The sequence below is a fragment of the Lysinibacillus sp. fkY74-1 genome, assembly GCF_053165895.1.
The window spans coordinates 3,012,044-3,033,975 of the sequence record NZ_CP170173.1 but is presented as its reverse complement, the minus strand read 5'-3'; the positions used below and the strand labels follow the sequence as shown (position 1 = coordinate 3,033,975).

23 protein-coding genes are annotated in these 21,932 nt (G+C 36.5%); 11 read left to right on the top strand and 12 right to left on the bottom strand.

Going from position 1 to position 21,932, the window contains the following annotated elements; all coding sequences use genetic code 11:
- Positions 1 to 25 precede the first annotated feature (25 nt).
- The 5 genes from ACE1MS_RS14880 to ACE1MS_RS14860 are packed head-to-tail and all read left to right on the top strand — an operon-like array spanning position 26 to position 6,660.
- Complete coding sequence (locus ACE1MS_RS14880) at positions 26 to 1,087, top strand: hypothetical protein (protein ID WP_227256824.1); 1,062 nt, start codon at positions 26 to 28, stop codon at positions 1,085 to 1,087.
- Complete coding sequence (locus tag ACE1MS_RS14875; RefSeq protein WP_036164204.1) at positions 1,068 to 1,925, top strand: diguanylate cyclase domain-containing protein; 858 nt, start codon at positions 1,068 to 1,070, stop codon at positions 1,923 to 1,925. Before ACE1MS_RS14880 ends, ACE1MS_RS14875 begins: the two co-directional genes overlap by 20 nt.
- Entirely contained in the window at positions 1,915 to 3,357 is a 1,443-nt protein-coding gene (locus ACE1MS_RS14870) for a hypothetical protein (protein WP_012295206.1), read from the top strand. The genes ACE1MS_RS14875 and ACE1MS_RS14870 overlap by 11 nt, the downstream gene beginning before the upstream one ends.
- Entirely contained in the window at positions 3,350 to 4,621 is a 1,272-nt protein-coding gene (locus ACE1MS_RS14865; protein WP_036162843.1) for a glycosyltransferase family 2 protein, read from the top strand. Before ACE1MS_RS14870 ends, ACE1MS_RS14865 begins: the two co-directional genes overlap by 8 nt.
- Positions 4,621 to 6,660: a cellulose biosynthesis cyclic di-GMP-binding regulatory protein BcsB gene (locus ACE1MS_RS14860; RefSeq protein WP_197225059.1), complete on the top strand. Its 2,040-nt coding sequence runs from the start codon at positions 4,621 to 4,623 to the stop codon at positions 6,658 to 6,660. Before ACE1MS_RS14865 ends, ACE1MS_RS14860 begins: the two co-directional genes overlap by 1 nt.
- Positions 6,661 to 7,178: 518 nt before the next feature.
- Here ACE1MS_RS14860 and ACE1MS_RS14855 read toward each other — a convergent pair.
- Positions 7,179 to 7,691 (bottom strand): PCYCGC motif-containing (lipo)protein, encoded by a 513-nt coding sequence (locus ACE1MS_RS14855; protein ID WP_012295202.1) that lies wholly within the window; start codon positions 7,689 to 7,691, stop codon positions 7,179 to 7,181.
- An 80-nt stretch (positions 7,692 to 7,771) separates the two neighbouring features.
- Positions 7,772 to 10,066, bottom strand: coding sequence for a YhgE/Pip domain-containing protein (locus tag ACE1MS_RS14850; protein ID WP_036162136.1), 2,295 nt, complete (start codon positions 10,064 to 10,066; stop codon positions 7,772 to 7,774).
- A gap of 193 nt (positions 10,067 to 10,259) precedes the next feature.
- On the opposite strand from ACE1MS_RS14850, the gene ACE1MS_RS14845 reads away from it, so the two are divergent.
- The 5 genes from ACE1MS_RS14845 (at position 10,260) to cyoE (ending at position 14,161) form a co-directional block, all read left to right on the top strand.
- Positions 10,260 to 10,739: a thioredoxin family protein gene (locus tag ACE1MS_RS14845; RefSeq protein ID WP_012295200.1), complete on the top strand. Its 480-nt coding sequence runs from the start codon at positions 10,260 to 10,262 to the stop codon at positions 10,737 to 10,739.
- 97 nt (positions 10,740 to 10,836) lie between these two features.
- Positions 10,837 to 11,538: a tetratricopeptide repeat protein gene (locus ACE1MS_RS14840; RefSeq protein ID WP_447402451.1), complete on the top strand. Its 702-nt coding sequence runs from the start codon at positions 10,837 to 10,839 to the stop codon at positions 11,536 to 11,538.
- A 140-nt stretch (positions 11,539 to 11,678) separates the two neighbouring features.
- Complete coding sequence (locus ACE1MS_RS14835; protein ID WP_031416987.1) at positions 11,679 to 12,236, top strand: hypothetical protein; 558 nt, start codon at positions 11,679 to 11,681, stop codon at positions 12,234 to 12,236.
- A gap of 42 nt (positions 12,237 to 12,278) precedes the next feature.
- The gene (locus tag ACE1MS_RS14830) at positions 12,279 to 12,932 is read left to right on the top strand and encodes an alpha/beta hydrolase (protein WP_012295197.1); all 654 of its coding nucleotides are present in this window, start codon (positions 12,279 to 12,281) and stop codon (positions 12,930 to 12,932) included.
- Positions 12,933 to 13,210: 278 nt separating this feature from the next.
- Positions 13,211 to 14,161, top strand: coding sequence for a heme o synthase (gene cyoE / locus ACE1MS_RS14825; protein ID WP_036162134.1), 951 nt, complete (start codon positions 13,211 to 13,213; stop codon positions 14,159 to 14,161).
- Positions 14,162 to 14,177: 16 nt separating this feature from the next.
- Here cyoE and ACE1MS_RS14820 read toward each other — a convergent pair whose 3' ends face one another.
- From ACE1MS_RS14820 to ACE1MS_RS14795, 6 genes are all read right to left on the bottom strand, one after another.
- Positions 14,178 to 14,912 (bottom strand): metallophosphoesterase, encoded by a 735-nt coding sequence (locus tag ACE1MS_RS14820; protein WP_447402450.1) that lies wholly within the window; start codon positions 14,910 to 14,912, stop codon positions 14,178 to 14,180.
- A gap of 269 nt (positions 14,913 to 15,181) precedes the next feature.
- Positions 15,182 to 15,631, bottom strand: a complete 450-nt coding sequence (locus ACE1MS_RS14815) for a helix-turn-helix transcriptional regulator (protein WP_031416980.1) — start codon at positions 15,629 to 15,631, stop codon at positions 15,182 to 15,184.
- A gap of 128 nt (positions 15,632 to 15,759) precedes the next feature.
- Entirely contained in the window at positions 15,760 to 16,164 is a 405-nt protein-coding gene (locus ACE1MS_RS14810) for a hypothetical protein (RefSeq protein ID WP_008178358.1), read from the bottom strand.
- Positions 16,165 to 16,263: 99 nt separating this feature from the next.
- On the bottom strand, positions 16,264 to 17,604 hold the full coding sequence (locus tag ACE1MS_RS14805) for a hemolysin family protein (protein WP_036162133.1): 1,341 nt from the start codon (positions 17,602 to 17,604) through the stop codon (positions 16,264 to 16,266).
- A gap of 32 nt (positions 17,605 to 17,636) precedes the next feature.
- Positions 17,637 to 18,020, bottom strand: coding sequence for a MerR family transcriptional regulator (locus ACE1MS_RS14800; RefSeq protein ID WP_080695217.1), 384 nt, complete (start codon positions 18,018 to 18,020; stop codon positions 17,637 to 17,639).
- A gap of 163 nt (positions 18,021 to 18,183) precedes the next feature.
- The gene (locus tag ACE1MS_RS14795; RefSeq protein WP_206700956.1) at positions 18,184 to 18,675 is read right to left on the bottom strand and encodes a hypothetical protein; all 492 of its coding nucleotides are present in this window, start codon (positions 18,673 to 18,675) and stop codon (positions 18,184 to 18,186) included.
- A 198-nt stretch (positions 18,676 to 18,873) separates the two neighbouring features.
- On the opposite strand from ACE1MS_RS14795, the gene ACE1MS_RS14790 reads away from it, so the two are divergent.
- The gene (locus tag ACE1MS_RS14790; RefSeq protein WP_012295191.1) at positions 18,874 to 19,002 is read left to right on the top strand and encodes a hypothetical protein; all 129 of its coding nucleotides are present in this window, start codon (positions 18,874 to 18,876) and stop codon (positions 19,000 to 19,002) included.
- A gap of 123 nt (positions 19,003 to 19,125) precedes the next feature.
- Here the strand turns inward: ACE1MS_RS14790 and ACE1MS_RS14785 are convergent, their stop codons facing one another.
- The 4 genes from ACE1MS_RS14785 to ACE1MS_RS14770 form a co-directional block, all read right to left on the bottom strand.
- Positions 19,126 to 19,698, bottom strand: a complete 573-nt coding sequence (locus ACE1MS_RS14785; RefSeq protein WP_012295190.1) for a 5' nucleotidase, NT5C type — start codon at positions 19,696 to 19,698, stop codon at positions 19,126 to 19,128.
- Positions 19,699 to 19,710: 12 nt separating this feature from the next.
- The gene (gene ispG / locus ACE1MS_RS14780) at positions 19,711 to 20,826 is read right to left on the bottom strand and encodes a flavodoxin-dependent (E)-4-hydroxy-3-methylbut-2-enyl-diphosphate synthase (protein WP_012295189.1); all 1,116 of its coding nucleotides are present in this window, start codon (positions 20,824 to 20,826) and stop codon (positions 19,711 to 19,713) included.
- 97 nt (positions 20,827 to 20,923) lie between these two features.
- Positions 20,924 to 21,265, bottom strand: coding sequence for a hypothetical protein (locus tag ACE1MS_RS14775; protein WP_012295188.1), 342 nt, complete (start codon positions 21,263 to 21,265; stop codon positions 20,924 to 20,926).
- 52 nt (positions 21,266 to 21,317) lie between these two features.
- The gene (locus ACE1MS_RS14770; protein ID WP_008178344.1) at positions 21,318 to 21,836 is read right to left on the bottom strand and encodes a DUF1189 family protein; all 519 of its coding nucleotides are present in this window, start codon (positions 21,834 to 21,836) and stop codon (positions 21,318 to 21,320) included.
- Positions 21,837 to 21,932 lie beyond the last annotated feature (96 nt).

Genomic DNA, 21,932 nt, shown 5'->3' with positions numbered 1-21,932 from the left:
ATAACTCTTAATGAGGAAGATGACAATGATAAAAATTTTAAAATGGTTTTTTTTAATAACTAGTGTTGTTTTTCTTTTAATAAGCTGTAATGGAAATGAGGTAGCATTACAAAAAGAACCCGCAATTTCGCAGACGGAACAATTTGTCATTGAAGATTTAATGAATGAAAAAGGATTGTTACGCACAGATTTAGCTAACCAAAAGGATGTATTTTTATCTGAATCGGTTGGGCTATGGCTTGCTTATCTAGTAGAAAAAGGTGATCATGCACGTTTTGATGAACAGGTTGATGTATTGAAATTGTATTTTTTGTCAAATGACTTTATTGTATGGCGATTAGAAGATACTAAAAAAGCTTCTGTGAATGCACTAATCGATGATCTACGTATTATTCGAGTGTTACTAGATGCAAGTGAGAAGTGGCATGATTCAGATTATGAACAATTGGGTAAAAAAATTGGAGAAAATTTGGTTCAGTATGGGATGAATCAAGAGCTGTTTGTCGATTTTGTGGATGTCAGCAGTCATGATAAAGCAACTACTTTAACCATAAGCTATATTATGCCTTCTGCTTTTCAGAAGATGGAACAGCATGACCTATTATCTCCACAACAAGTTCAATATCAGTTAGATATTTTACAAAATGCTCCTATAGCTGAGGCAGGATTTTTCCCAAAATATTTTGACCTTTCCTCCAAAAGTTATGTGTTCGACGAGGAATTGCATATGATTGATCAATTATATACAGCCTATCATCTTGCTTCGATGGATGGGGACACAATTCCATTTAAAAACTGGCTGTTAAAGCTTTTGAAAAGAGATGGCAGACTCTATGGTCGTTATAGTGCTCAAACAAATCAACCGACCGTTACCTTTGAATCGCCCGCTGTTTATGCCATGGCAGCAAGATATATGCTGGCGTTAAATGAAAAGCAATTAGCTCAGCAGTTCATGGAGAAGATGATAGCACTAAAAGATCCTTCATCAGGTTATGTCGATAAAAATACAAAGTTAACGCATAGTTTTGATAATTTGCTACCACTATTAGCAGAAAGGGAGGTAAAAAATGCGTACCACAATGAATAGAAATAGAGCTATTTTGCTTTATGGAACGATACTCATTTTATTGTTACAAATACCAGCTTATTTTTTACTCCGTCAGGATGCTGAAGGCATATTATTATATATTTTTTTAATGATTCTCATTGTACTTACCCTTTGGAGGGGGACTGTATTTGGGCTTGTTAGTAGCCTTATCTTTATTTTTATAACGGGCTCTACATTACTATATACAGGAATAGCAGGAGCCGTCATTTTTCTAAACACTACTTTTTCCATGCAAATGTTTTTCGCTTATGGGATTCTGCTATTGATCCTCATTCTTTGTGCTGGTAAGGTGCATGAATTAATGAGAGAACAGAGAAACTATTTAAAAAAACTGCAAGACGATGTTAGAAATTATGTAGCCATTGATGTGGAAACAGGATTTGATAATGAAACGAGAATGCGTATAAGTGTCAATGAAGAAATGCGTAGGTCAGACCGACATAAACATACGTTTGTCTTTATGATTTTAAAGCTTGAAAATTATGATAAATTCCAAAAGCTGTATGGTGCGAAAGAGGTACAGCATTTATGGCAACAGCTTTCACAACGAATTCAACAAACGGTCAGACAAACTGATAAAAAGTTTCGTTTTCGTGAAAACCATATAGGTTTGCTATTAATCGATACAACAGAACAGCATATGGAAGTTATTTATGACAAACTAGATCAAGCATTAAAAAACCATCAATTGGTCAATGGCAAATGGGTAACACTTAATTATAAAACAAGCTTTATTACCTATCGTCCATTGATGGAAGCAACATTTGATGATTTTTTAACAGAATTAGAAAGAGAGATGAAAACAAGTGCGCTCTAAATACAACTTATGGTTCGCCATTGGAATGCTTTGTTTTTATACTTTCATATCAAGTGAGACTGTATTTGCTGTCCAAGATGACAAAGATATAGCATTAATCTTTGTTACAAGTACTCAACAACCAAATCTTGATGTAATGGCATTGCAAGAAATGCTTCAAGTATATACGTCCGTGGATGTTTTAGCGATTGAAGAAATAGATGAACAGATGCTACAACGATATAAACGCCTGGTTATTTTAAATGCTTATCCAACAGCTATTCCTGGAAAGGCTCTAGCAGCGGTGAATCGTTTTCAGGGTTCTGCGATTCTAATTGGTGAGAATGCTCTTCAATTCAGTCCCTTTGCTAAATGGCAGCAAGGTCAAATAGTGGAGCTACGAACAATTGGGGGAGAGAGTTTAGACAATCCTGTGAAATGGAAAAGTGTCCTACCATCTGCTGATTTCGAAGTCATGAATAGGGCTTCTTCCATGAATGAATCGTATCCTTTCATCGTTAAAAAGAACAATTGGGCTTATATCGGAGATTTTGTCAATAGAGGGACTTTACAATATCAATGGCCTAGTGTTATGGGTGACTTGCTGCAATTACCCAAGCCTCAGTCACATCCTGCTTTTATTGTACTATCAGATATTAATATGAAAACAGATGTGAAAAAGTTAGAAAAGGTAGTAAAGGAATTCACTAGAAATAGTGTGCCTATTGCTCTTGAGGTAACACCTATATTATTGGATAAATTTGAAAAAAATATATATTATTTACATGATAATAAAAAATTATTAAGTTATTTACAAAAGCTACAAATTGAAGGTTATCCTTTTATCCTTTCTTCCTCTACATCACCTGAAAAAAGTCTTGAATATTTAGCACTCCGGAAAATTTATCCGGCGATAAGCCGTGAAGAGAGTAGCCTATTTAAAGGAAGTATCGAGGAAGAAGGTCAATCCTTCTATATTAAACAAATGGACAACCGGACCATTTATCCAATGACGGTGGGAACCATTTCTGATACAGACATCAATCCTTTGTATACTGTGAAACAAAAAATAGATTATTTATTACAGGTTCCCAGTTCAATAATTGGCATTCAATACCCTGCTTATGTAAATGCATCCTATGTTCAAGAACTCGTTGATGTGCTAAAAGGGCATCCTCAGCTAGAACTCATGAATTTCCGACAAACAAACCAACAAGTAAAGTCAGAGAATGTTACAATCGTCCAACATAAAGATGGTGAACAGACCATTGACCTAACTTTTTCTAAAACAGAGCTTTTAAAAATTGTATTCGATGAACGGCCATTCGAATTAATTTTATGGGTACTTGTCCTTATTGTTTCTTTGTTTGTTACATTATTTTTTATAAGCACCTTACGTTTACGAATCACATTGCGTAAGAGATTATTTGAGGAGAGGAAGACAACTGGCTAATCTTTTATTTTTTATTTCACTTTTCCTCATTTGGATTATGCTGCTCTACCATATGTTTTTAATGGAGGGAGGCTATTTACATTTTCGTTTATTTGAAAAACCGATCGATGAATGGTCTAAAAAAATGACCGATGTACCCTCTGTCAGTGTTTTTATTCCTGCTCATAATGAAGCACTCGTAATTGAGCAAACTTTACGGGCTATGTCTCGTTTGTATTATCCAAAAGATAAATTAGAGGTGATTGTTATTAATGATAATTCCTCTGATGAAACTGGAAATATTGCCTTGCAGTATGCTGAAAAGTTTCCATTTATGCGAGTCATTGAAACCGTGGAGCCGAACAAAGGGAAGGGTAAATCCTCGGCATTAAATTCTGCGTTAGCGGATTCGACAGGAGACATTGTAGTGGTCTATGATGCCGATAATACACCTGAACGCATGGCAGTTTGGTATTTAGTAATGGGTCTCATGAATGACCCTAAAGCTGCTGCAACTGTAGGGAAGTTTCGTGTCATCAATGCGGCTGAAACATGGTTGACAAGGTTTATTAATATAGAGACGATTTGCTTCCAGTGGATGGCTCAGGGAGGTCGTTGGAAGTGGTTTAAAGTAGCGACCATTCCTGGTACTAATTTTGCAATCCGCCGTACAGTTTTAGAGCAGTTAGGTGGATGGGATGTCAAAGCATTAGCAGAGGACACTGAGCTGACCATCCGTGTCTATAATTTAGGCTATCATATTCGATTTTTCCCAAAAGCTATTACTTGGGAGCAGGAGCCAGAGACATTAAAAGTTTGGTGGAAACAACGAACAAGGTGGGCAAGGGGCAATCAATATGTGGTTCTGAAATTTTTAAGCCAATTTTTCACCTTAAAAAGAAAAAGTATTATATTTGATTTATTTTACTTCTTCTTCACATATTTCTTATTTTTCTTTGGCGTTATTTTATCCAATGCTTTATTTGTTATTAATTTATTTTATGACATTGGTTTAACCGTAGGTGATATTGCTCTTGTTTTATGGGTACTAGCCTTTTTACTATTTCTAGGAGAAGTAATGATTACTTTAAGTATTGAAAAAACTGAAATGAATAAAAAGAATTTTTTATATGTCATTCTTATGTATTTTACTTATTCTCAAATGTGGATCGTATTAGTCGTATGGTCATTATTTTTAGAAATAAAGCGCATGTTTACCGGACAAGAAGTGCAATGGTATAAAACTGAACGATTTTCAAAGCAAACAGATAAAGGAGCGGAATAATGAGAGCCAAATTTTTCTATCTACTTACTTTTATAGGCTTTTTATGTTTTACAAACGACGCTGTTGCGGCTACCATTACCGTAGATGATAATACAATGGCAATAGAAGGTAATCAGAAGCAAAACAAGCCATTATTATCACAGCCCATTGAATTACAGGGACCTTCTTCGTCGAGAGATTTTTATTATAATCTAGTAGATGATGTGAAACAAAATGGCCAGCAGGTAACCTTTCAAATTCAACATTCAGAGCTACTTATAGCACCATCCTCCTTTACCGTAAAAGTGGATGATGTAGCGATTATATCGGTGCCATTAAAAGCCGATTCGCTCAAGCAAAACATTGTGGTAAATCTTCCGAAAGAGGCTTTATTAAAAGGGACTCACAAGATTACTGCAAGTTTTTATGGGATTTTAAAAGAAGGTATTTGTGTGCCACCTGGTAATGCAGGTAATTGGTTACGTATCGATATCCTATCTTCCATTTCCGCCTTTAGCGAGGAGAACCCTGCATGGACCTTAGCTAATTATCCAACTGCATTTTTGGGCTATGAGGGATATGAAACAACAGTTATTTTACCAAAGAAAGCTTCTGGAGCGACTTTAAATAGTGGATACCAGCTCGCTGCTTATTTATCGGAGCATGGTGATACGAATGTACAGATACAACGGGAAGATGCGGTCAATCAAGTGTCTGGTCCTATTGTTATCGTAGGCTCACAACAGGAATTTAGTACAAGCTTAATTAAAAATGTATTAGCTAAAATCAATGTTAGTGACGACACCATGACATTATCTATACAGGAATTACTAAATACAGATTCCAATCGCCGGCTCCCTATTTTGGCTGTGACTTCTAATAGTGCTAAAGCGATTGAGGAACGATTATCCTTTTTAACAGAGTCTAGATTATCCGAGCAATTAATCGGAAATACATTAGCTATTAAAGATTTACCGAAAATAGACAGCACTTCAGATACAACGATTTCCTTTAAGCAGTTTGGCTTTGAAAGCCAAACATTGTCTAGTCAATTAACGATGACCCCGCGTTATTATGTTTCCTTGCCACAATTAGAGGCTAATAAAGAAGCGGTCATGCGATTAATATTAAAGAAATCAGCCAGTATACCGGACCATTATGAAGATGACGATCGGAAACTTGAATTGATTGCTTATATTAATAATGTCCCACACTCGGTAGATGTACGAAAGATAAAGCAAACTACTACAGATATGTATGAAGCTTTACTACCTATTCAAACCAATGTTCTTAATCAACAATCCATGACAGATATTCAGTTCGAAGTAACAGGCTTTCAATTAGAGGATCCATGTGAAACGACGAATGAACGTTATTGGTTATATATAGATAGTGATAGTACTTTATCTATTACTAAAGATGTAGCTGAACCGACCTTTACTCTACGTGATTTTCCGAATTCCTTTCATGATCATACATTAATGGTGGTTCCTGATAATGAAAGCATGGATGATGTCACGATGGTATCAATGTATAAAGCATTAATGATGAATGGTAAAATGGCTAACATCACGCTTATGAATGACAAAGACGTCACAGAAGAAGATTTACAAAAGCATGCGGTCATTTTCATGGGGGACATGAAGCAGCTCAAATGGCTTTCCAAAAATGGTACCCATATTCCACATTCATCGGAGCAGTTAATCCAACAAGGCTTTTTACCTGAGGCAATTGGACAATATGCTTATATGACTAGGAACTTCTGGCAGAAAAAGCGGCCGTTATTGTGGATTCAAACGTTAGAGAATGCTTCTGTAAAAGGGGACTTTTTTGCACACCTGAAAGAGACTGATTCGCAAGCAGGTGCAGCGATTGAAACAAAAGAAGGACAGTTTGTCGTAGCAGTAAATCAAAACGTTAATAAAAATGATGTAAAAACGGATAAAAAAGGAGAAATTTCATTTATCCTAATTGCAGAATTTGTAGGATTAATAATGATCATTGCAGTGATTTTATATGTCAGCCTTCGGAAAAGAAAGAAAAATCAAGTGAAACAATAAAAGCGAGGTTAAGCGACTTTGCGTCAGACTATAGTCAAACTCATTGAATTTTGAGTTTGCCTACAGTCTTTTTTTAAAAAATGAAGTAAAGCCGTTGATTTCCACTACCGCTTTGCTTTTGCACAGAAAACATCCGCTCAGTCCAGGTTTTAGACTTTCCAGCAGGAGTCGCCGCCCTTCGTTCCAATCACCCATAATGACGAATAATCCAATCAATGAATGTGAACAATTAGAACTGTTAACGGTGGATCAAAGAGTTCCCAAAGATTATTTAGTGCGAAAACTCGAAGCTGCTATAGATTTTTCATTTATCTTCCTTACAAATTGTCCATGCAGGCGATGGATGCTTACTTTTGCTGCCATGAATTGAAAGAAAATATGGCAAATAGCTTAAGAAGAGCAACTATGCTCGAAGCGTATATTGAAATCGACAGTGATTTACCGAATATCGGAAATAAAAAAGAAAGAAAAAATGACAAAATCCATCGAGAGTGAATTTCTCGATGGACGTTGCTTTTTTATGCTGGCATATCAGTTGGTGTTGGTTTTGCATAGCCTTCTTTATAAGTCTCATCAATAAACTGGCGAATTTCTTTTAGACTCTTGCCATCCTGATGCATTTTAGCTGACTGTACAGCAATTTCTAAACAGACTAAACAACGAGTGCCATGATCATCCCAGACGATGGATCCATCCTCACGTTTTTCCTGAATAAAGCAGTTTAAATTACTTTTGTGGCCAGAAGATTCACCACATCCACAATAACATGGCATCCATTCAAGAATTTCTGTAGATTGTCCAGCGACTTGATACACTAAGCGAATATTTTCTTGTTTATCCTCTAAAAACGATGGAAGAACGTTTGCTGAAGCTGTTTCTTCCTGAATATCACCTGAAGCATGACTATCCCCTTCGTGGGACGCTTCCCCCTCTGTAGCTACATGTTCATTTTCAACATTTTTCGTATTTTCTCCACAAGCACTTAATAACATTAACGCCAAAACAATAAAAATAGAAACCCTTTTCTTCAACGATAGCGCCTCCTACATGTTTACAATACTTCCATTATAACATCGTTCTCATAAACATTTACATGAAGCCTAGTTGAAGCTCAATGAAATATATCTAGCCCGCGTGTTTTGTTCATAAAATGTTCTATTTTTTCGCTCAGTAACTTTTTTAAGAAAAAGCCGAATAGGATAAAGACAATCCAGAAACCAACTAAGAAAAGGAGATCTATCCATACCGTTGACCAAATAATGCCTCCCACAGCCTCACGCATCATTTCAATTGCATACGTAAAAGGTAAAAATGGGTTAATAATTTGGAAGAACCTTGGCAGTAATTCAACAGGATATGTTCCACCAGAGCCCGCAATTTGTAAAACAAGCATGACAATCGCTAAAGCCTTTCCAACATTTCCAAAGACTGAGACTAATGTATACACAACTGTTACAAATACTACGCTAATCAAAAGTCCAAACAAGATAAAATAAGTGGGTGCCTGAATAGAGCCGTCAACTAAAAAAGTATCACCAATTGTAATAATAAGGGTCTGAATAATAGAAAAAGTTGCAAATGTTAGTAAGCGACCAAAATAAATTTCACGAATACTATAAGGTGAGTTCTCATGAAGATTTACGGATAATAGTGAAATTAATAATAAACAACCGACCCAGATGGACAGCACTGTGTAAAATGGTGTCATCGCTGTTCCGTAGTTTGCAATAGGGAATATTCGATGTTCCTTTAGTTTAATGGGCTCTTCAAAGAAATCACGCTCGGCATTGACATCATTCTTTAATAATTGCACAATCTCAGAAATATCAGCTTCATTTTCTAAAGTTCGAAGTTTAGTGGCTAAGTCTTTGATTTTTGTACTCAGCGTAGGGAACTCTCCTTGAATTTTTTGTAGCGCATTATTAGCCGTTCCTAACGTATTTTTTGCTTGTGTCAATTTATCAGTTGCCTGGGGTATGAATTGTTTTACATCCGTCAACATGGAAGATGCGCTTGATAATGTACTTTTAGCACTAGACAATGTTGAGCGGATTTGTGGCTCCAGATGATCGTTATAGTAGACCAAAAACTTTTGCAAATTAGCCGTGGCATTTTGTGCCATCTTCTGAATCGCTATAATGTCTTGTTGAATAACTTCTTTATCAATTGGCTGTAATTGTTCAATTTTTGTAAGGATATCTGCATGTAAAGTGTTTAGTTGTTGCAGATCTTTTAAGGCGTTTAAAGTTGAATCGGTAAAGCTCGGATTATTTTGCAAGGCATCACGGATGCCAGTAAGTTGCTTTATAATTTGCTGATTATCTTGGGCATTACTTTGCTGTAAGGATGTGATGATATTGTCTAAGGAATCCTGTAACTGATTTCGGGTTAAAGTATCTGCTTGAATCAACTTCTGCAGTGCCTCAAGTGTTTGGATACTATGTGCTATATTTTCTTTGGACGTCGACAATTGATTTTTTAGTGCTTCTTTTGTTTGGGCGATAGAGCTTGAATCAAGATCAATACTATTGAGCTTGTTTATCATATCTGTGAAGTGCTGTGCAATATTTTGAACAGTTTGTACATCCTTTTTGATAAGAGGAGATAGTTCATTAAACAGAGCATCTGCTTCGTTCACAAGATTTAGACCTTTTTGAATGGTAGTTAAACCATTCGTTGTTAATTGTTCCACTTGTGGAATTTGTGTAAGCGCACGATTGAGTAATTGATCGGCCTCCTTCCCTTCAAGGGAAGCCTGACCTAAAAATGAATTGATATCAGGTAAATGCTGCTCTATGGTAAAGACATAGTTTTCAAATTTTCGAAAGTCAGGAATGTCACGTTCCATTTCGAGACCAATGGTATTAAAAATGGAGAATAACGTACCATTCACCGTCGATACAAATTCACTAGATACCTGCTGGGTGAGGACACTTGCTCCTTTACTTGTAATTTTGGGAGCAATTGGATTCTTTTTTTCATTTACATAATAATCAATATGAGCTTTTGTCGGTTGATCTGTTAGAATGGAGGTGAGCTTTTGTGAAAAGTCACTAGGAATAACAATCATGGCAAAATAATCTCCATTTTTCAAATGCTCCATAGCTTGCTTTTCGTTATCAAGCTCCCAAGTAAAGCTTTCATTGGTTTTTAAATTCTCGATGACTTCATTGCCAACATTAATCGCTTCATTTCGAACGGTGGTTCCTGTATCCTCGTTAACAATCGCGATTTTCATATTGGATGTGTGGGCATATGGGTCCATAGAGGCATAGATATTTAGCCAGGCATAGAGTGAAGGAAGAAAAATCAATCCGCCTACAATGACAGCTACGACCCAGTTTGTGACAATATTCCGGATATCCTTCGTGTAAATTTGAAATACATGCTGAAACGAATTTTTCATATAATCACCCCACATTCAAATTTTGCATGAGCTCTCAATATGTATGTTCCCAAATATACTTAAAATTATGTTATAAATGTGAAATTTCTTTTTTTAAAGGCGAATTAGTTTACTAGGTTTTCAAAACACTTTATAATCAATCCGGATACACTAAAATTAGGATTTTAGTGTAAAAAAGGAGGTCACTATTCTAGTGAAAAAATTATTAATTATTGGTTCTGTTATTGTTGTATTATTTGCAGCAATCATTGTACTTACCAATGTCTCAAACAAAAGTAAACTAGAAAGCGCAAACAACCCTTATGGCGATAAAAAGCTTAAACAAGAAACAATTGATCAATTAGATGACAAAAACTATCAAAACATTATGTTACCAGACGAATTAGAGGCAAAAATTAAAGCAGGTGAACCTGTCAATGCCTATTTCTTCAGCCCGATTTGTGTACACTGTCAAGCATTTACTCCTGAGTTAATGCCAATTGCAGATGAACTGGGTGTCGACATTGCTCAATTGAACGTCTATGAATATGAAGATCTATGGGATAAATATCATATTGAAGCAACACCAACGTTTATCCGTTTTGAAGATGGAAAAGAAGTGAACCGTTTTGTAGGGGCACTTAAAGAAGAGGACTTACGCAACTTCTTAAACACGGTAGTGTTAAAAAAATAGCACTAAAAGAGACTGTATCAAAATTTTGATCAGTCTCTTTTTATGTTGTAGTGTATACTAAAAATACTGAATAGTTATACACTGGAGGGGATTTTTAATGTCAATGGATGATTATTTTTACAATGGCGAACTAATGAAATGTTATGAGGCGGCAAAAATGGTGACAAATGAAAAGGAAAAAGCATACGCGCAGAAATATATAGCTTTATTAGAAGAGTATGATTTCGCTCATTATCCAAAGCCAACTCTTTATGAAGAAATGCAGCATGTAGAACGTGCGGACGAAAGCTATCCAGAATCCGATAAGGTTGTAGAAATACGATCAATCAAAGTTGAAGAAGCATTTGCAGACAATATTAAGCAATTAGAAGAAGTGGCAAAGACAGGAACAGCTAATGAAAAAGCTCAATCCTTCTTTACGCAAGGAGAGTTGTTTTTATTTGCTCATCAATACAATGAAAGTGTACATTGCTTTCAACAAGCCGTTAAAGAAAATCCAAATAAGGCCGTATATTGGGGGATAACTGGCCAGACGATGCACCGCTTTGGATGGATGCCTTTTGATGCACTTGGTTATTTGGAACAGGCGATCAATTTAGATCCAACAAACCCTCGTTGGAAATGGAATAAGGCATTAGTTCTTATTCAATTGGCCAAGGATTTGCAAATGGCACCGTTTATGGCGAATGCTGCAATCGCTTTGGAGGAGGCATTGGCTTCCTGTGGTGAACGTCAACAATCATTGAAAGCTGCCATTCAAAACACTATGAATACTATGGATAGCTATGTTTTCTCGTAGTTCATTGAGGATGTCTTCCTATACAAATGGAGACATCCTTTTGTGAAAATGACTATAGAGAGGGCTTCGTTGCCATATTTCACAATCATGGTATGATAAGATAGGAAAAAATGATTTGTAGTATAAAGGACGGATTTTTTATGGCGCAAGAAGTGGCAAATAAGTTTATTGAAAACGTATGTAATCATTTAGTTCGACATATGAATATTACAAAGGTAGAAGAACACTTTAAAGAAACTATTGCAATGCAACGAAATTCAGCAGCTACGGCCGTTGATTTTTGGGACATGCTAATGATCAATATGCTCTACTTTACTGAGAATGAACAGGCATGGGAGCAAGAATTTCTGAACATGCTAGAGGCTAAAAAGTGGTTGAAGCCCTCAACTTTAGAAGAGGAATTATTGATGCATCAGATGCGTATCCGACAACAAGTTGCAGAGCAAATGGATACTGTAAAGGAATTGTTCCATCAACAATATGAGACAGAGGGCCTGACAGAGGAAGCAATTATCTACGACTATGCATATAGCTCTGCTGGTCATTCTATGCGTATGGATTTATTAACGGTTCTTGTGTCCACACCTGAGCAATCCCAAGTACTTTTTGACGCAAATCCACTAGAGACCATTCGTGTTGTCAATGGATATATTGCCTACCATACAGATGGATTAATCAATAAAACAAAATTACTGTAGCTTCATTGTTACAAAGATTTACTGTGAAGGGAATTTGAAGATATGAATACACCATTTACTTTTAAGCATACACCACCTACAAATATGGATACTACAAAAAAATACCCAGCTATTTTTTTATTGCATGGGATGGGGAGTAATGAAGAGGATTTACCACAATTAGTACAGGACTTTCAAGAACAATGTCATATATTTAGTTTGCGTGGACCCATTACACAAAAACCAGGGTATGCTTTTTTCACTATTCAAGAGGTAGGACAACCAGATCGTGCCATCTTTGATAAAGTATTAGTGGCATTGCAACGATTTATATTAGAGGCAATTGATGAATATCAAGTGGATCCTCATAAAGTATTTTTATTAGGCTTTAGTCAGGGGGCTGTGCTAGCACAATCATTAGCCTTTGTGATGGGAAATTTAGTGACAGGCATTGTCGCATTAAGTGGCTATACACCTAAATTTGTAACAGAGGAATATTCTATTCGCTCCGTTGAACATTTACAAGCCTTTATTTCCCATGGCGATTATGATTATGTTATTCCGTCACAATGGGGAATGGAAAGTAAAGAGGTTTTCGAACAATTTGGTGCAACTGTGACATTTAAGCAATATCCAGATGGGCATGGAGTAACACCTGATAATATGCGTGATCTAGTGGCGTTTTTGGCCCAGCAACTTCAAGGAGATCTTCAATAATAGAAACCGGGGCAAAATTCTGCCTCGGCTTTTTTCTTTTCCTGAATAGTAATGATAAGAATCGAGCAAGAAGGTTCAAATTCATGCCAGTCGGTGGTATCATAGAAGATGTTGTGAATGAGCGTGCTTTACTAGATAAAAACATGTACTTTATGTGAACTTAGAGACAGAACAGATCTAAAAGGGGTAAAATAATAATTTGATGTGCTAGATGCAAATTTTGTCGCTTTCTATCGATTGTGGCGTGTCGAAATTATGGAGAAAAGGAATTAAGATAAATGGAACAAAATCTGAACTCGGAGCAGAAACCGCAATCCTCCGCAAAACCACGAGGGAAATCGTCCCGCTCTACTATTTTAGCGCAAACAGTCAAAACAGGAATTATCAAATCCAATTTAATACCAATGTGGGCTGGTTTAACGCTAGGGATGTACAAAAATAAAATGACGTTCATAGACAATATACCAGAAATGATTTTTTCGACAGTTGGTTCTGCCCTTGTCATTGGAGCAGCAGGGGCCTTTAATAATGTGTATGACCGTGATATCGATGCAATCATGCCTCGTACGCAAAGCAGACCGACCGTCACTGGGGAAATGTCAGCAAAATCGACTCTATCATTAGCGATAGTTATGTTAATCATCGGCTTAGCTGTATTGGCGCTTGCGTCACCATTAGCAGCGGCATTTGGTTTGCTCGGAGTATTTTTATATGTAGTCCCTTATACAATGTGGACAAAACGTCGTACGATTTATAATACAGAAATTGGTAGTATAAGTGGTGCTGTCCCGCCATTAATTGGCTGGTCTGCCGTATCGACAGATATTACACACCCTGCAATACTAGGTTTATTTTTTGTTATGGTTATTTGGCAAATGCCGCATTTTTATGCCATTGCAATTCGCAAACGTGTAGATTATGAAGCAGCAAGCGTGCCGATGCTTCCTGTTGTTAAAGGTATGCGCCGTACGTATTATCAAACAAATTTCTATCTAATTTTATTAATTCTATCAAGCTTTTTATTTGGTTCCCTAAGTGTGGGAATTATGCTCGTTGCATTACTATTAAGTATTGCATGGCTAGTAATGAGTATATATGGCTATCATAGTAATAAAGATCAAGTGAAGTGGGCAACCAAAATGTTTGTTTTCTCACTGTTCCATATGACCATATTATTCACAACAGTTATTGTGTACTCTTTAGTAGGTGTTATCTTCAAGTTATATTAATGGAAAAACCAACAAGTTAATCGTCACTTGTTGGTTTTTTATGTTCGACCGATATTATTTGACGACTGGGCCATTCAAATACGTGTAATTGGCCACCAAATACAGCACCACCATCAATACCGATAATATTGTTTTCACCAAAGTAGACACTGTAATCTGTTGGATTTTGGTGAAGCCTATACGTAGGTGTATGTCCAAAGATAACGGTTTTATCTCCTTCATAGCCTGCATGAAATTCTTCTCGAATCCACAGTAATTGCATGGGGTCTGTTTCTGCCATCGCAACGCCTGGTACAACTCCGCCATGTACAAATATAGCATCCTCTAATTCAATGTATGTTTCGAAGTTTTCAATTAATTGTAAATGTTCCTCTAGCTTTGGCAGCGTTTTGATAAAGTTAGGCAATGTTTGGGTAGCAATGGCATCCTCAAAATCGCTTAGCTGGTAACCATAGCTTGCCAATGTTGCATCTCCACCACAAAGTCCTACCCAATGGTTCCATGGTTTAGCAAGACTTGAACGACATGCATTAAGCATGATCGCCTCGTGGTTGCCAAGGAGAACTCGTGCTCCTTTTTCTTGTAATTCACTCACTAAATTTAACACGCCGCTAGAAGCAGGGCCTCTGTCGATGTAATCACCCAGTAAAAAAAGTTGATCTTCTTCTGGATTATAGCTTGCTTTTAATAATAATTCTTCAAAAAGCGCTAATTCTCCGTGTATATCACTTATTGCTAGAATTCTATTCATGTATGCCATCCTTTCAATATCACAGCGGTTACTATTAAGTATAGGAAATATTTCTGCAAATTTCGACCTTCCTAGCTTCAACTATCTATCCTTCATAGAAATTTCACAGAATTCATTCTCTCTATCATATGGCAAGTCATTTCTTTGCTTTATATATTTGTCTATAGTGTATGGGTGTGAGAGGGGGAGGAGGGCAAACAAACAACTAACAGCAGAAGCAAGAATGCTGCTTCTACTGTTATGCTAGAGTCTAGTAGATGGCGGTAGAGTTACATCTGTAGCTTTTCCCATGCTTGTTTTGCTACTTGTTCATCAAATGTTGAGATTAAACGAAAATTATTGTTGTCTAAAATGCGGAAATGAAGGCTAATGATATTTTGTTGTAGTCGAAACCCTCCTTGCTCATGTATATTTTTCCACCATATGTATCCACCCATTGTTTTATCTTTAGGCTGTAATGTTCCATTATTCGCGATTAAATCCACTACCTCTAATGGATCTCCACCTAGTTCATGCTGCAAAATCGTACTGTCACGAAACAAAGTACATACGGCAACAGTAGTTGTCCATCCAGCCTGTATACGCCCCTTTTCAATTTGGACAAGTGTTTTTTTGGATAGTCCAAGTAAGTCACTCATTTGATCCTGAGTAAAAGCTCTTTCAGTACGGATTAATTTCAGTTTTTCTGAAATGAGTGTGATTAATTGTTCACGATTCATTCTAAACACCCCTTTTTTCAGATTGTTATGTCCCATTATACATGAAAGTCAAGAAGCGTGTTTTTGTTTCCACTAGAGAGGAACGGGAAAAGAAAACAGACTGTCCAAAATAAACAGTCTGTGAGAGGTTAAATTTCATATTTTTTCGTATCAGAAATGACACGAAAATGGATGCCTTTTATTTGTGCACTTACTTTATGGCGGAGTGTGTCAATATCAACTAGCTCGTCTTTACTTTGGACGCACTCAGCGATTTGTTGTAATAGCTTTGTAAAGGCTTCTTTAAATAAAGCGCGCATATTATCGAAATCTAGGCTACGGAAACTGCCATCAATATCAAATGCTTCTACAGAATTTAACTGCTTAGAGGCACCTGCAAAACGATCGTCGTACACTGTGTAGTTTTCATCTGTTACGACGATAATATATAATACTTCACCTGTAATTGTTTTTAATTCAATATTTGTTTTATGTTTTTTTACGTCTGTAATAATGTGTATACCATCTGAATGATATAGTTTAAACAATGTCATGTGTATAGCCCCCTGAAACTAGAATCATATTCCTATATTCATTATAGCTTGAAATGGCTAATAATGGAATGGAGAAAATATGGTTTTAAGATAATAGGGCTATAGCTGTGCCTTTGTAATGACAGGTGTCGGTGCACTAATTCGTAGAGGTCGAACCTCGATATAATGTATCTGATGTCCTTGTTGTTCATAGATACTGAAGATATAAGAGGCAAGCTCAATATTAGTAGATGCTTTTATGCCATTATTCACAGATAAGAACCAGCCACCTAAAGTTTCAACTTCCTCAGATTCTAATGTTATATTTAGTAGATTTTCAACATCTTCAACAAGCATTTTAGCATTTAATATATAATGGTTTTCTGTGATTTTTCGAATATCTGCAATTTCATCATCGTCAAATTCATCTCGAATTTCACCAACAATCTCTTCTAAAATATCTTCAACAGTTACCAGACCAGATGTCCCACCATATTCATCCATTAAAATAGCCATATGAATACGTTCTTTTTGCATTCGTACAAGTAATTCTTGAATAGGGATTGTTTCAATCACTCGAATAACTGGATTAATAAAATCTTCGATGACTAATGTCTCATCTGTAAGCTGTTCAAGTAAACCGTGCGTAAACAATTCCTTGGCATTGATAAACCCTAAAATATTGTCACGGTCGCCCTCATAAATAGGGTAACGTGTATATTTTTCAGCGGCAAAATGATGGATGATAGTTGTAAACGAGTCATTTCGTTCAATCCCAACAATTTCTGTTCGAGGAACCATGATTTCACGAGCAATACGTTCGTCAAACTCAAAGACGTTATTTACATATTTAAGCTCTGTTTTATTGATTTCACCACTTTTAAAGCTTTCAGACAGTAATAGTCGTAGTTCTTCCTCCGTATGGGAAAGCTCATGCTCACTTGCAGGCTTCATACCGAATAAACCAATCAAAACGCGTGCAGAGCCGTTCAAGAACCAAATGAATGGGTACATGATTTTGTAGAAAAACATGATTGGCTTTGCGAAAAGAAGGGTAATTGTTTCTGCTTTTTGAATAGCTGCTGTTTTCGGGGCTAATTCACCGACAACGACATGTAAAAATGTAGCGATTGCAAAGGCTGTACCAATGGTAAAGATGGTCATATATTTATCTGAAATACCGATCATTTCGAAAAGAGGGTGCAGCATAAATTCAAACGTTTTTTCACCAACCATACCGATACCAAGAGCTGTTACTGTAATCCCTAATTGACAGGCAGATAAATATTCATCTAAATGATTGACCACTTGCTTGGCAGCAATGGCTTTTTTATGGCCCTCTGCAATAAGCTGATCAAGTCTTGAGGAACGAACCTTTACAATGGCAAATTCTGTTGCCACGAAAAAACCTGTTAAAGCTATTAAAATGGTAAAAATCGATAAGTTTATTATGGTATCCAAATAGTCGTTCTGTAAAAACAGAACGTCACCTCCTAATTATGAATAAGTAAAAGTAAGGATTGCATTAATGCAATGCTTTCAGGCGAAACATTTTTTTTTATGGTTTCAATTTTTTTATCATCTTGCTTGTTCATTTGTTCTAGCAGAGAAGCTACATCATGCTCTAAATCTTGCATTTTCAAACGAAGCATTTGTACATCGATTTCTTCATAGGGTGTGATGTTTAATTCCTGTTGGATTTCCACGAGTGAAAGCCCTTGTTGTTTGCGCTGTTCAATGAATTGAAGTCGTTCAATCATGACGGGATCATAGTATCGATAATTTGTTGCAGAGCGTTCTGCAACCAATAAGCCTATGTTTGTATAATAATCGATTGTTCGTTTTGTAATGCCAGTTTTTTCAGCAAGCTCGCCAATTTTTAATTTTTCTGTCCCAATGCAAACACCTCCAAACCATCACGTTGTACTTTGATTATAACGTGATGGTTTTATTTTATTCAAATGAAAGCACCTAATATTTCAAAATTGTAAGACTTATTATAAAAAAAAGCTTCTGCCAGTCTTCTTGGCAGAAACGTTTTTAGTGTGTTGAAATTAAATAGGTATCATATAGGTGATGAAGTGCTTCTTCTCCATTTTTTTGTAGGAGATTTTCATTATTAAAAATAACTGTGATTGTAGTTTGAGAGCTATCAATTTTATCATCAATAATTTTACATGTAACGTATACAATGCCTGACTCAGCAAGCTTTTCTTTCAACTCATCATTCCATTGTTGATCAGAAAATAGTGGGGGTTGCCAAGTGCCTCTCACATGAAGCTCATTTTTTTCAGGGTCATAATCCCAGCGTATGTCACGTAAAATAGTTTTAAATAGGTCATTAACCGTAAAAGTTGTTTCTTTATAGTTAATGTCTATAGCGCGTATGGCATGAACATCTCGACTAACTGCACTAGCCGCGGAGTTTGCCGCTGTATTGATGCCAGAAGCTGCATCTTTGATTTCTGATAATCGACCACCACAGCCTGTCAGTAGTGCGCAGATGCAAGTCATACAAGCTAATTTTGTCATCCATTTCACAAGTAGTCCCTCCAGTCTAGCAAGTTGTTACTACTATCTTATCGAAAAGAAAAATACGAAGAAAGGGCATGAAAGCGGTAGATTGTGACGGTTTTGCAACGATGCGACCTCCACTCGATTGTTCGTCATTTGGGAAGTATAGAAGTATGGAAATTTGGTAAAAACCAAGGAGAAAGGGAGCGGTTTGTGATGAAAATTAATGATGAAATGCTTGATCGTTTAGGAACTTATTTTGTTTATCATGCCGTCTACGATAATTATGGGATTACCTTTGAAAACTTTGTGGAGCGTTGGATACGGGGAATTTTGGAAGTATAGAGTAAAATAAGCAGACCTACCGTCAAACAAGCTTGTTTGAACGGCGGTTGCTCAAAACTATGCCAATCGTAGGAGGCACATAAAAGAGTCGTGTTCTTTATTTGAACACGACTCTCCTTTATTTTATTTGAAATAATTTGTGATGAATTGATTGGCTTCTTGCCAGTTATACACCCTTACTACATTGTCAGGAACAGCAAGACGGTTATAGGGCGTATCAAACAACACGACAGGTATTTTTAGCTCCTCTGCCAGCATCACTGCATTATCATGCTTATCCTCAAAGAAAGCATCTACATGATGCTTTTTAGCAACCGCTAACTTATCATGGCTGCCTAAAAGTTCGATATGGTCATAAGGAATCGCCTGATTTTCAAACCAATTTACTGTAATGTCTGCTACATTTTCGCCTCGTGCCGATATATAATAGAGCTCAAACGTATTTTGCCAGGCAGTTAGAATATTTTTTGCATCTTTTGCTACTTCTGACACTTCGTACATATAAGGCTCATTTTCTTTAAACCATGTATTAAAGGCACTTCGATCTACAGGGTGAGGAAAGGCCGATAAAAAATCATACTCACAAACATCATCAAGCGTAATATTTACGTTATATTGTTTATTAATATGTGGTATGAGTGTACTTGGACATGTTACAGTCCCATCAATATCAATACCAAAGCGGGGCTTTTTCATGCTAGTACCTCCTTAGGCATTCGCTTTTTGTACTTCTTCTGCTGCGCGCTTTTCTTCCATCTCTGCCGCTAATTTATCAATTTCTTTTTTCAACTCTTCAACCATTGTTTCTTCAGGAACTTTACGAACAGTTTTCCCTTTCATGAATAACAAGCCTTCACCACGCGCACCCGCAATACCGATATCCGCTTCACGTGCTTCACCAGGACCGTTTACCGCACAGCCTAACACCGCTACTTTTAAAGGTACATTCAATTTAGAAATATATTCTTCTACTTCATTAGCAATGGAAATTAAATCAATCTCAATGCGCCCACATGTTGGACAAGAGATTAGTGTTGCCATATTAGAAGCTAGACCAAAAGATTTTAATAGTTCACGTGCTACTTTGATTTCCTCAACAGGGTCTGCTGAAAGTGAAATACGTAACGTGTTACCAATTCCTTTTGATAGGATGGCACCAAGTCCAGCCGCTGATTTTACAGTACCAGCAAATAGTGTTCCTGATTCTGTAATACCTAAATGTAGCGGATAATTAAAGGCCTTAGCAGCTTTTTCATAGGCTTCAATGGCAAGATTTACGTCAGATGCCTTCATCGATACAATAATATCGTGGAAGTCCAAGTCTTCTAAAATTTTAATATGGTGAAGTGCAGATTCAACCATACCATCAGCAGTAGGATAGCCGTATTTTTCTAAAATATGACGCTCTAATGAACCAGCATTTACCCCAATACGAATGGGGATACCTTTTGCTTTAGCTGCATTCACGACAGCCTCCACTTTCTCTTTACGACCAATATTACCAGGGTTAATACGTACTTTATCGATACCATTTTCAATGGCTTTTAATGCTAATCTATAGTCAAAATGAATATCAGCTACTAATGGAATATGGATACGTTTTTTGATTTCGGCAATTGCATCTGCAGCACGCTCATCTGGAACTGCAACACGAACTATTTGACAGCCTGCTTCTTCAAGTCGAAGAATTTCTGCCACTGTTGCTTCTACATCATGTGTTTTTGTTGTACACATACTTTGAATGAATAATTCATTACTACCACCAATTGTTAAGTTACCGACACGTACAGGACGTGTATTTGAACGGTGACAAATTTCACTCATTTAACTTTCTCTCCTTTTCGGGCCACTATTTTCAGCCGTCACTGTCATTTATTTTAGCAGTGTAAGAAAATAAGGACAAGGAAGAAACGTTAACTTTTCATTTTCCACATTTGTTTTCGAATTCAAACGTAAGAGGAAGCTTAATATTTCCACCAGGAATTAATTCCTGTAATTGTAAGTGTGGGTTTAAGTTGTAAAATAATTGTAAGCGTTCTGGGAATGTCATGGGAACTTTTGCAGGGTGTAAGGCAAATAAACTATGAATAGTATCTCCTTCAATAGTTTGTACGGTGATATAATTTGGCTCACGTTGCTGTACACATTGGCTATTAGTACTTTTTGTTTGTAAAGCTGCAAGTGGGATCGATCCCTCAGTTAAATCTACCTTCACGACAAAAGCAATGACAATAATGATAGCTGTTAAGATGAATGCCCGCAAAAAAACCCCTCCTTTTCTACACTATATTTAGAAGAGGGGGGATTCATGCACATTATTTTGATATTGGTTGTTTAGGATATTTTGTAAAGGCCACAATTAATAGAACAATAGTCAGTAATAAAGAAAAAACAGAGATAATTGTACTGTTAATCGGTAAATATTCTGCTAGCATCGACAATAATGTTGCCCACGTGATGGCAAAAGTTGTTGTGCGCCAAATATGACGGTATTCACCACGACGTTTCATGACTTTTAAAATAAATAAACCGGCTAAAGCATAGAGAGCAATTTGGGCAAAAATCAGCATGGTTGTAAAGACAAAAAGCATTAAGAATGTGAATGGATATAAGAGCCATTTAATGCCATCTATGTATTCAGTTAAACCATTTAAACTATTCATATCAATCGTATCAACAGACATACCTGCTGCAAATCTACCTAAAGAGAATACGGTTACAAGGGTAATGAGCAGAAAAGTATATTGAATAACTTTTCCGATAGGTAGTAAACGATAGGCTGCTAGTTTTTTAGGATGAATAAGACTATCGATAAATAGCTGTGAGTGTTTCATACTATATCTCCTCCAATCAATATATTAACATGATCAAAGAGCATAGGGTATGAAAGAAGCATGAATGAAGGGACACTTAATGATAAAATGTTAACA

Excerpts from the sequence above, each read along its gene's own strand:
- ACE1MS_RS14880 (WP_227256824.1), top strand. The coding sequence starts at position 26 with ATGATAAAAATTTTAAAATGGTTTTTTTTAATAACTAGTGTTGTTTTT.
- ACE1MS_RS14875 (WP_036164204.1), top strand. The coding sequence starts at position 1,068 with ATGCGTACCACAATGAATAGAAATAGAGCTATTTTGCTTTATGGAACG.
- ACE1MS_RS14860 (WP_197225059.1), top strand. The coding sequence starts at position 4,621 with ATGAGAGCCAAATTTTTCTATCTACTTACTTTTATAGGCTTTTTATGT.
- ACE1MS_RS14850 (WP_036162136.1), bottom strand. The coding sequence starts at position 10,066 with ATGAAAAATTCGTTTCAGCATGTATTTCAAATTTACACGAAGGATATC.
- ACE1MS_RS14840 (WP_447402451.1), top strand. The coding sequence starts at position 10,837 with ATGTCAATGGATGATTATTTTTACAATGGCGAACTAATGAAATGTTAT.
- ACE1MS_RS14835 (WP_031416987.1), top strand. The coding sequence starts at position 11,679 with ATGGCGCAAGAAGTGGCAAATAAGTTTATTGAAAACGTATGTAATCAT.
- ACE1MS_RS14830 (WP_012295197.1), top strand. The coding sequence starts at position 12,279 with ATGAATACACCATTTACTTTTAAGCATACACCACCTACAAATATGGAT.
- cyoE (WP_036162134.1), top strand. The coding sequence starts at position 13,211 with ATGGAACAAAATCTGAACTCGGAGCAGAAACCGCAATCCTCCGCAAAA.
- ACE1MS_RS14820 (WP_447402450.1), bottom strand. The coding sequence starts at position 14,912 with ATGAATAGAATTCTAGCAATAAGTGATATACACGGAGAATTAGCGCTT.
- ACE1MS_RS14815 (WP_031416980.1), bottom strand. The coding sequence starts at position 15,631 with ATGAATCGTGAACAATTAATCACACTCATTTCAGAAAAACTGAAATTA.
- ACE1MS_RS14810 (WP_008178358.1), bottom strand. The coding sequence starts at position 16,164 with ATGACATTGTTTAAACTATATCATTCAGATGGTATACACATTATTACA.
- ACE1MS_RS14795 (WP_206700956.1), bottom strand. The coding sequence starts at position 18,675 with ATGACAAAATTAGCTTGTATGACTTGCATCTGCGCACTACTGACAGGC.
- ACE1MS_RS14790 (WP_012295191.1), top strand. The coding sequence starts at position 18,874 with ATGAAAATTAATGATGAAATGCTTGATCGTTTAGGAACTTATTTTGTT.
- ACE1MS_RS14785 (WP_012295190.1), bottom strand. The coding sequence starts at position 19,698 with ATGAAAAAGCCCCGCTTTGGTATTGATATTGATGGGACTGTAACATGT.
- ispG (WP_012295189.1), bottom strand. The coding sequence starts at position 20,826 with ATGAGTGAAATTTGTCACCGTTCAAATACACGTCCTGTACGTGTCGGT.
- ACE1MS_RS14770 (WP_008178344.1), bottom strand. The coding sequence starts at position 21,836 with ATGAAACACTCACAGCTATTTATCGATAGTCTTATTCATCCTAAAAAA.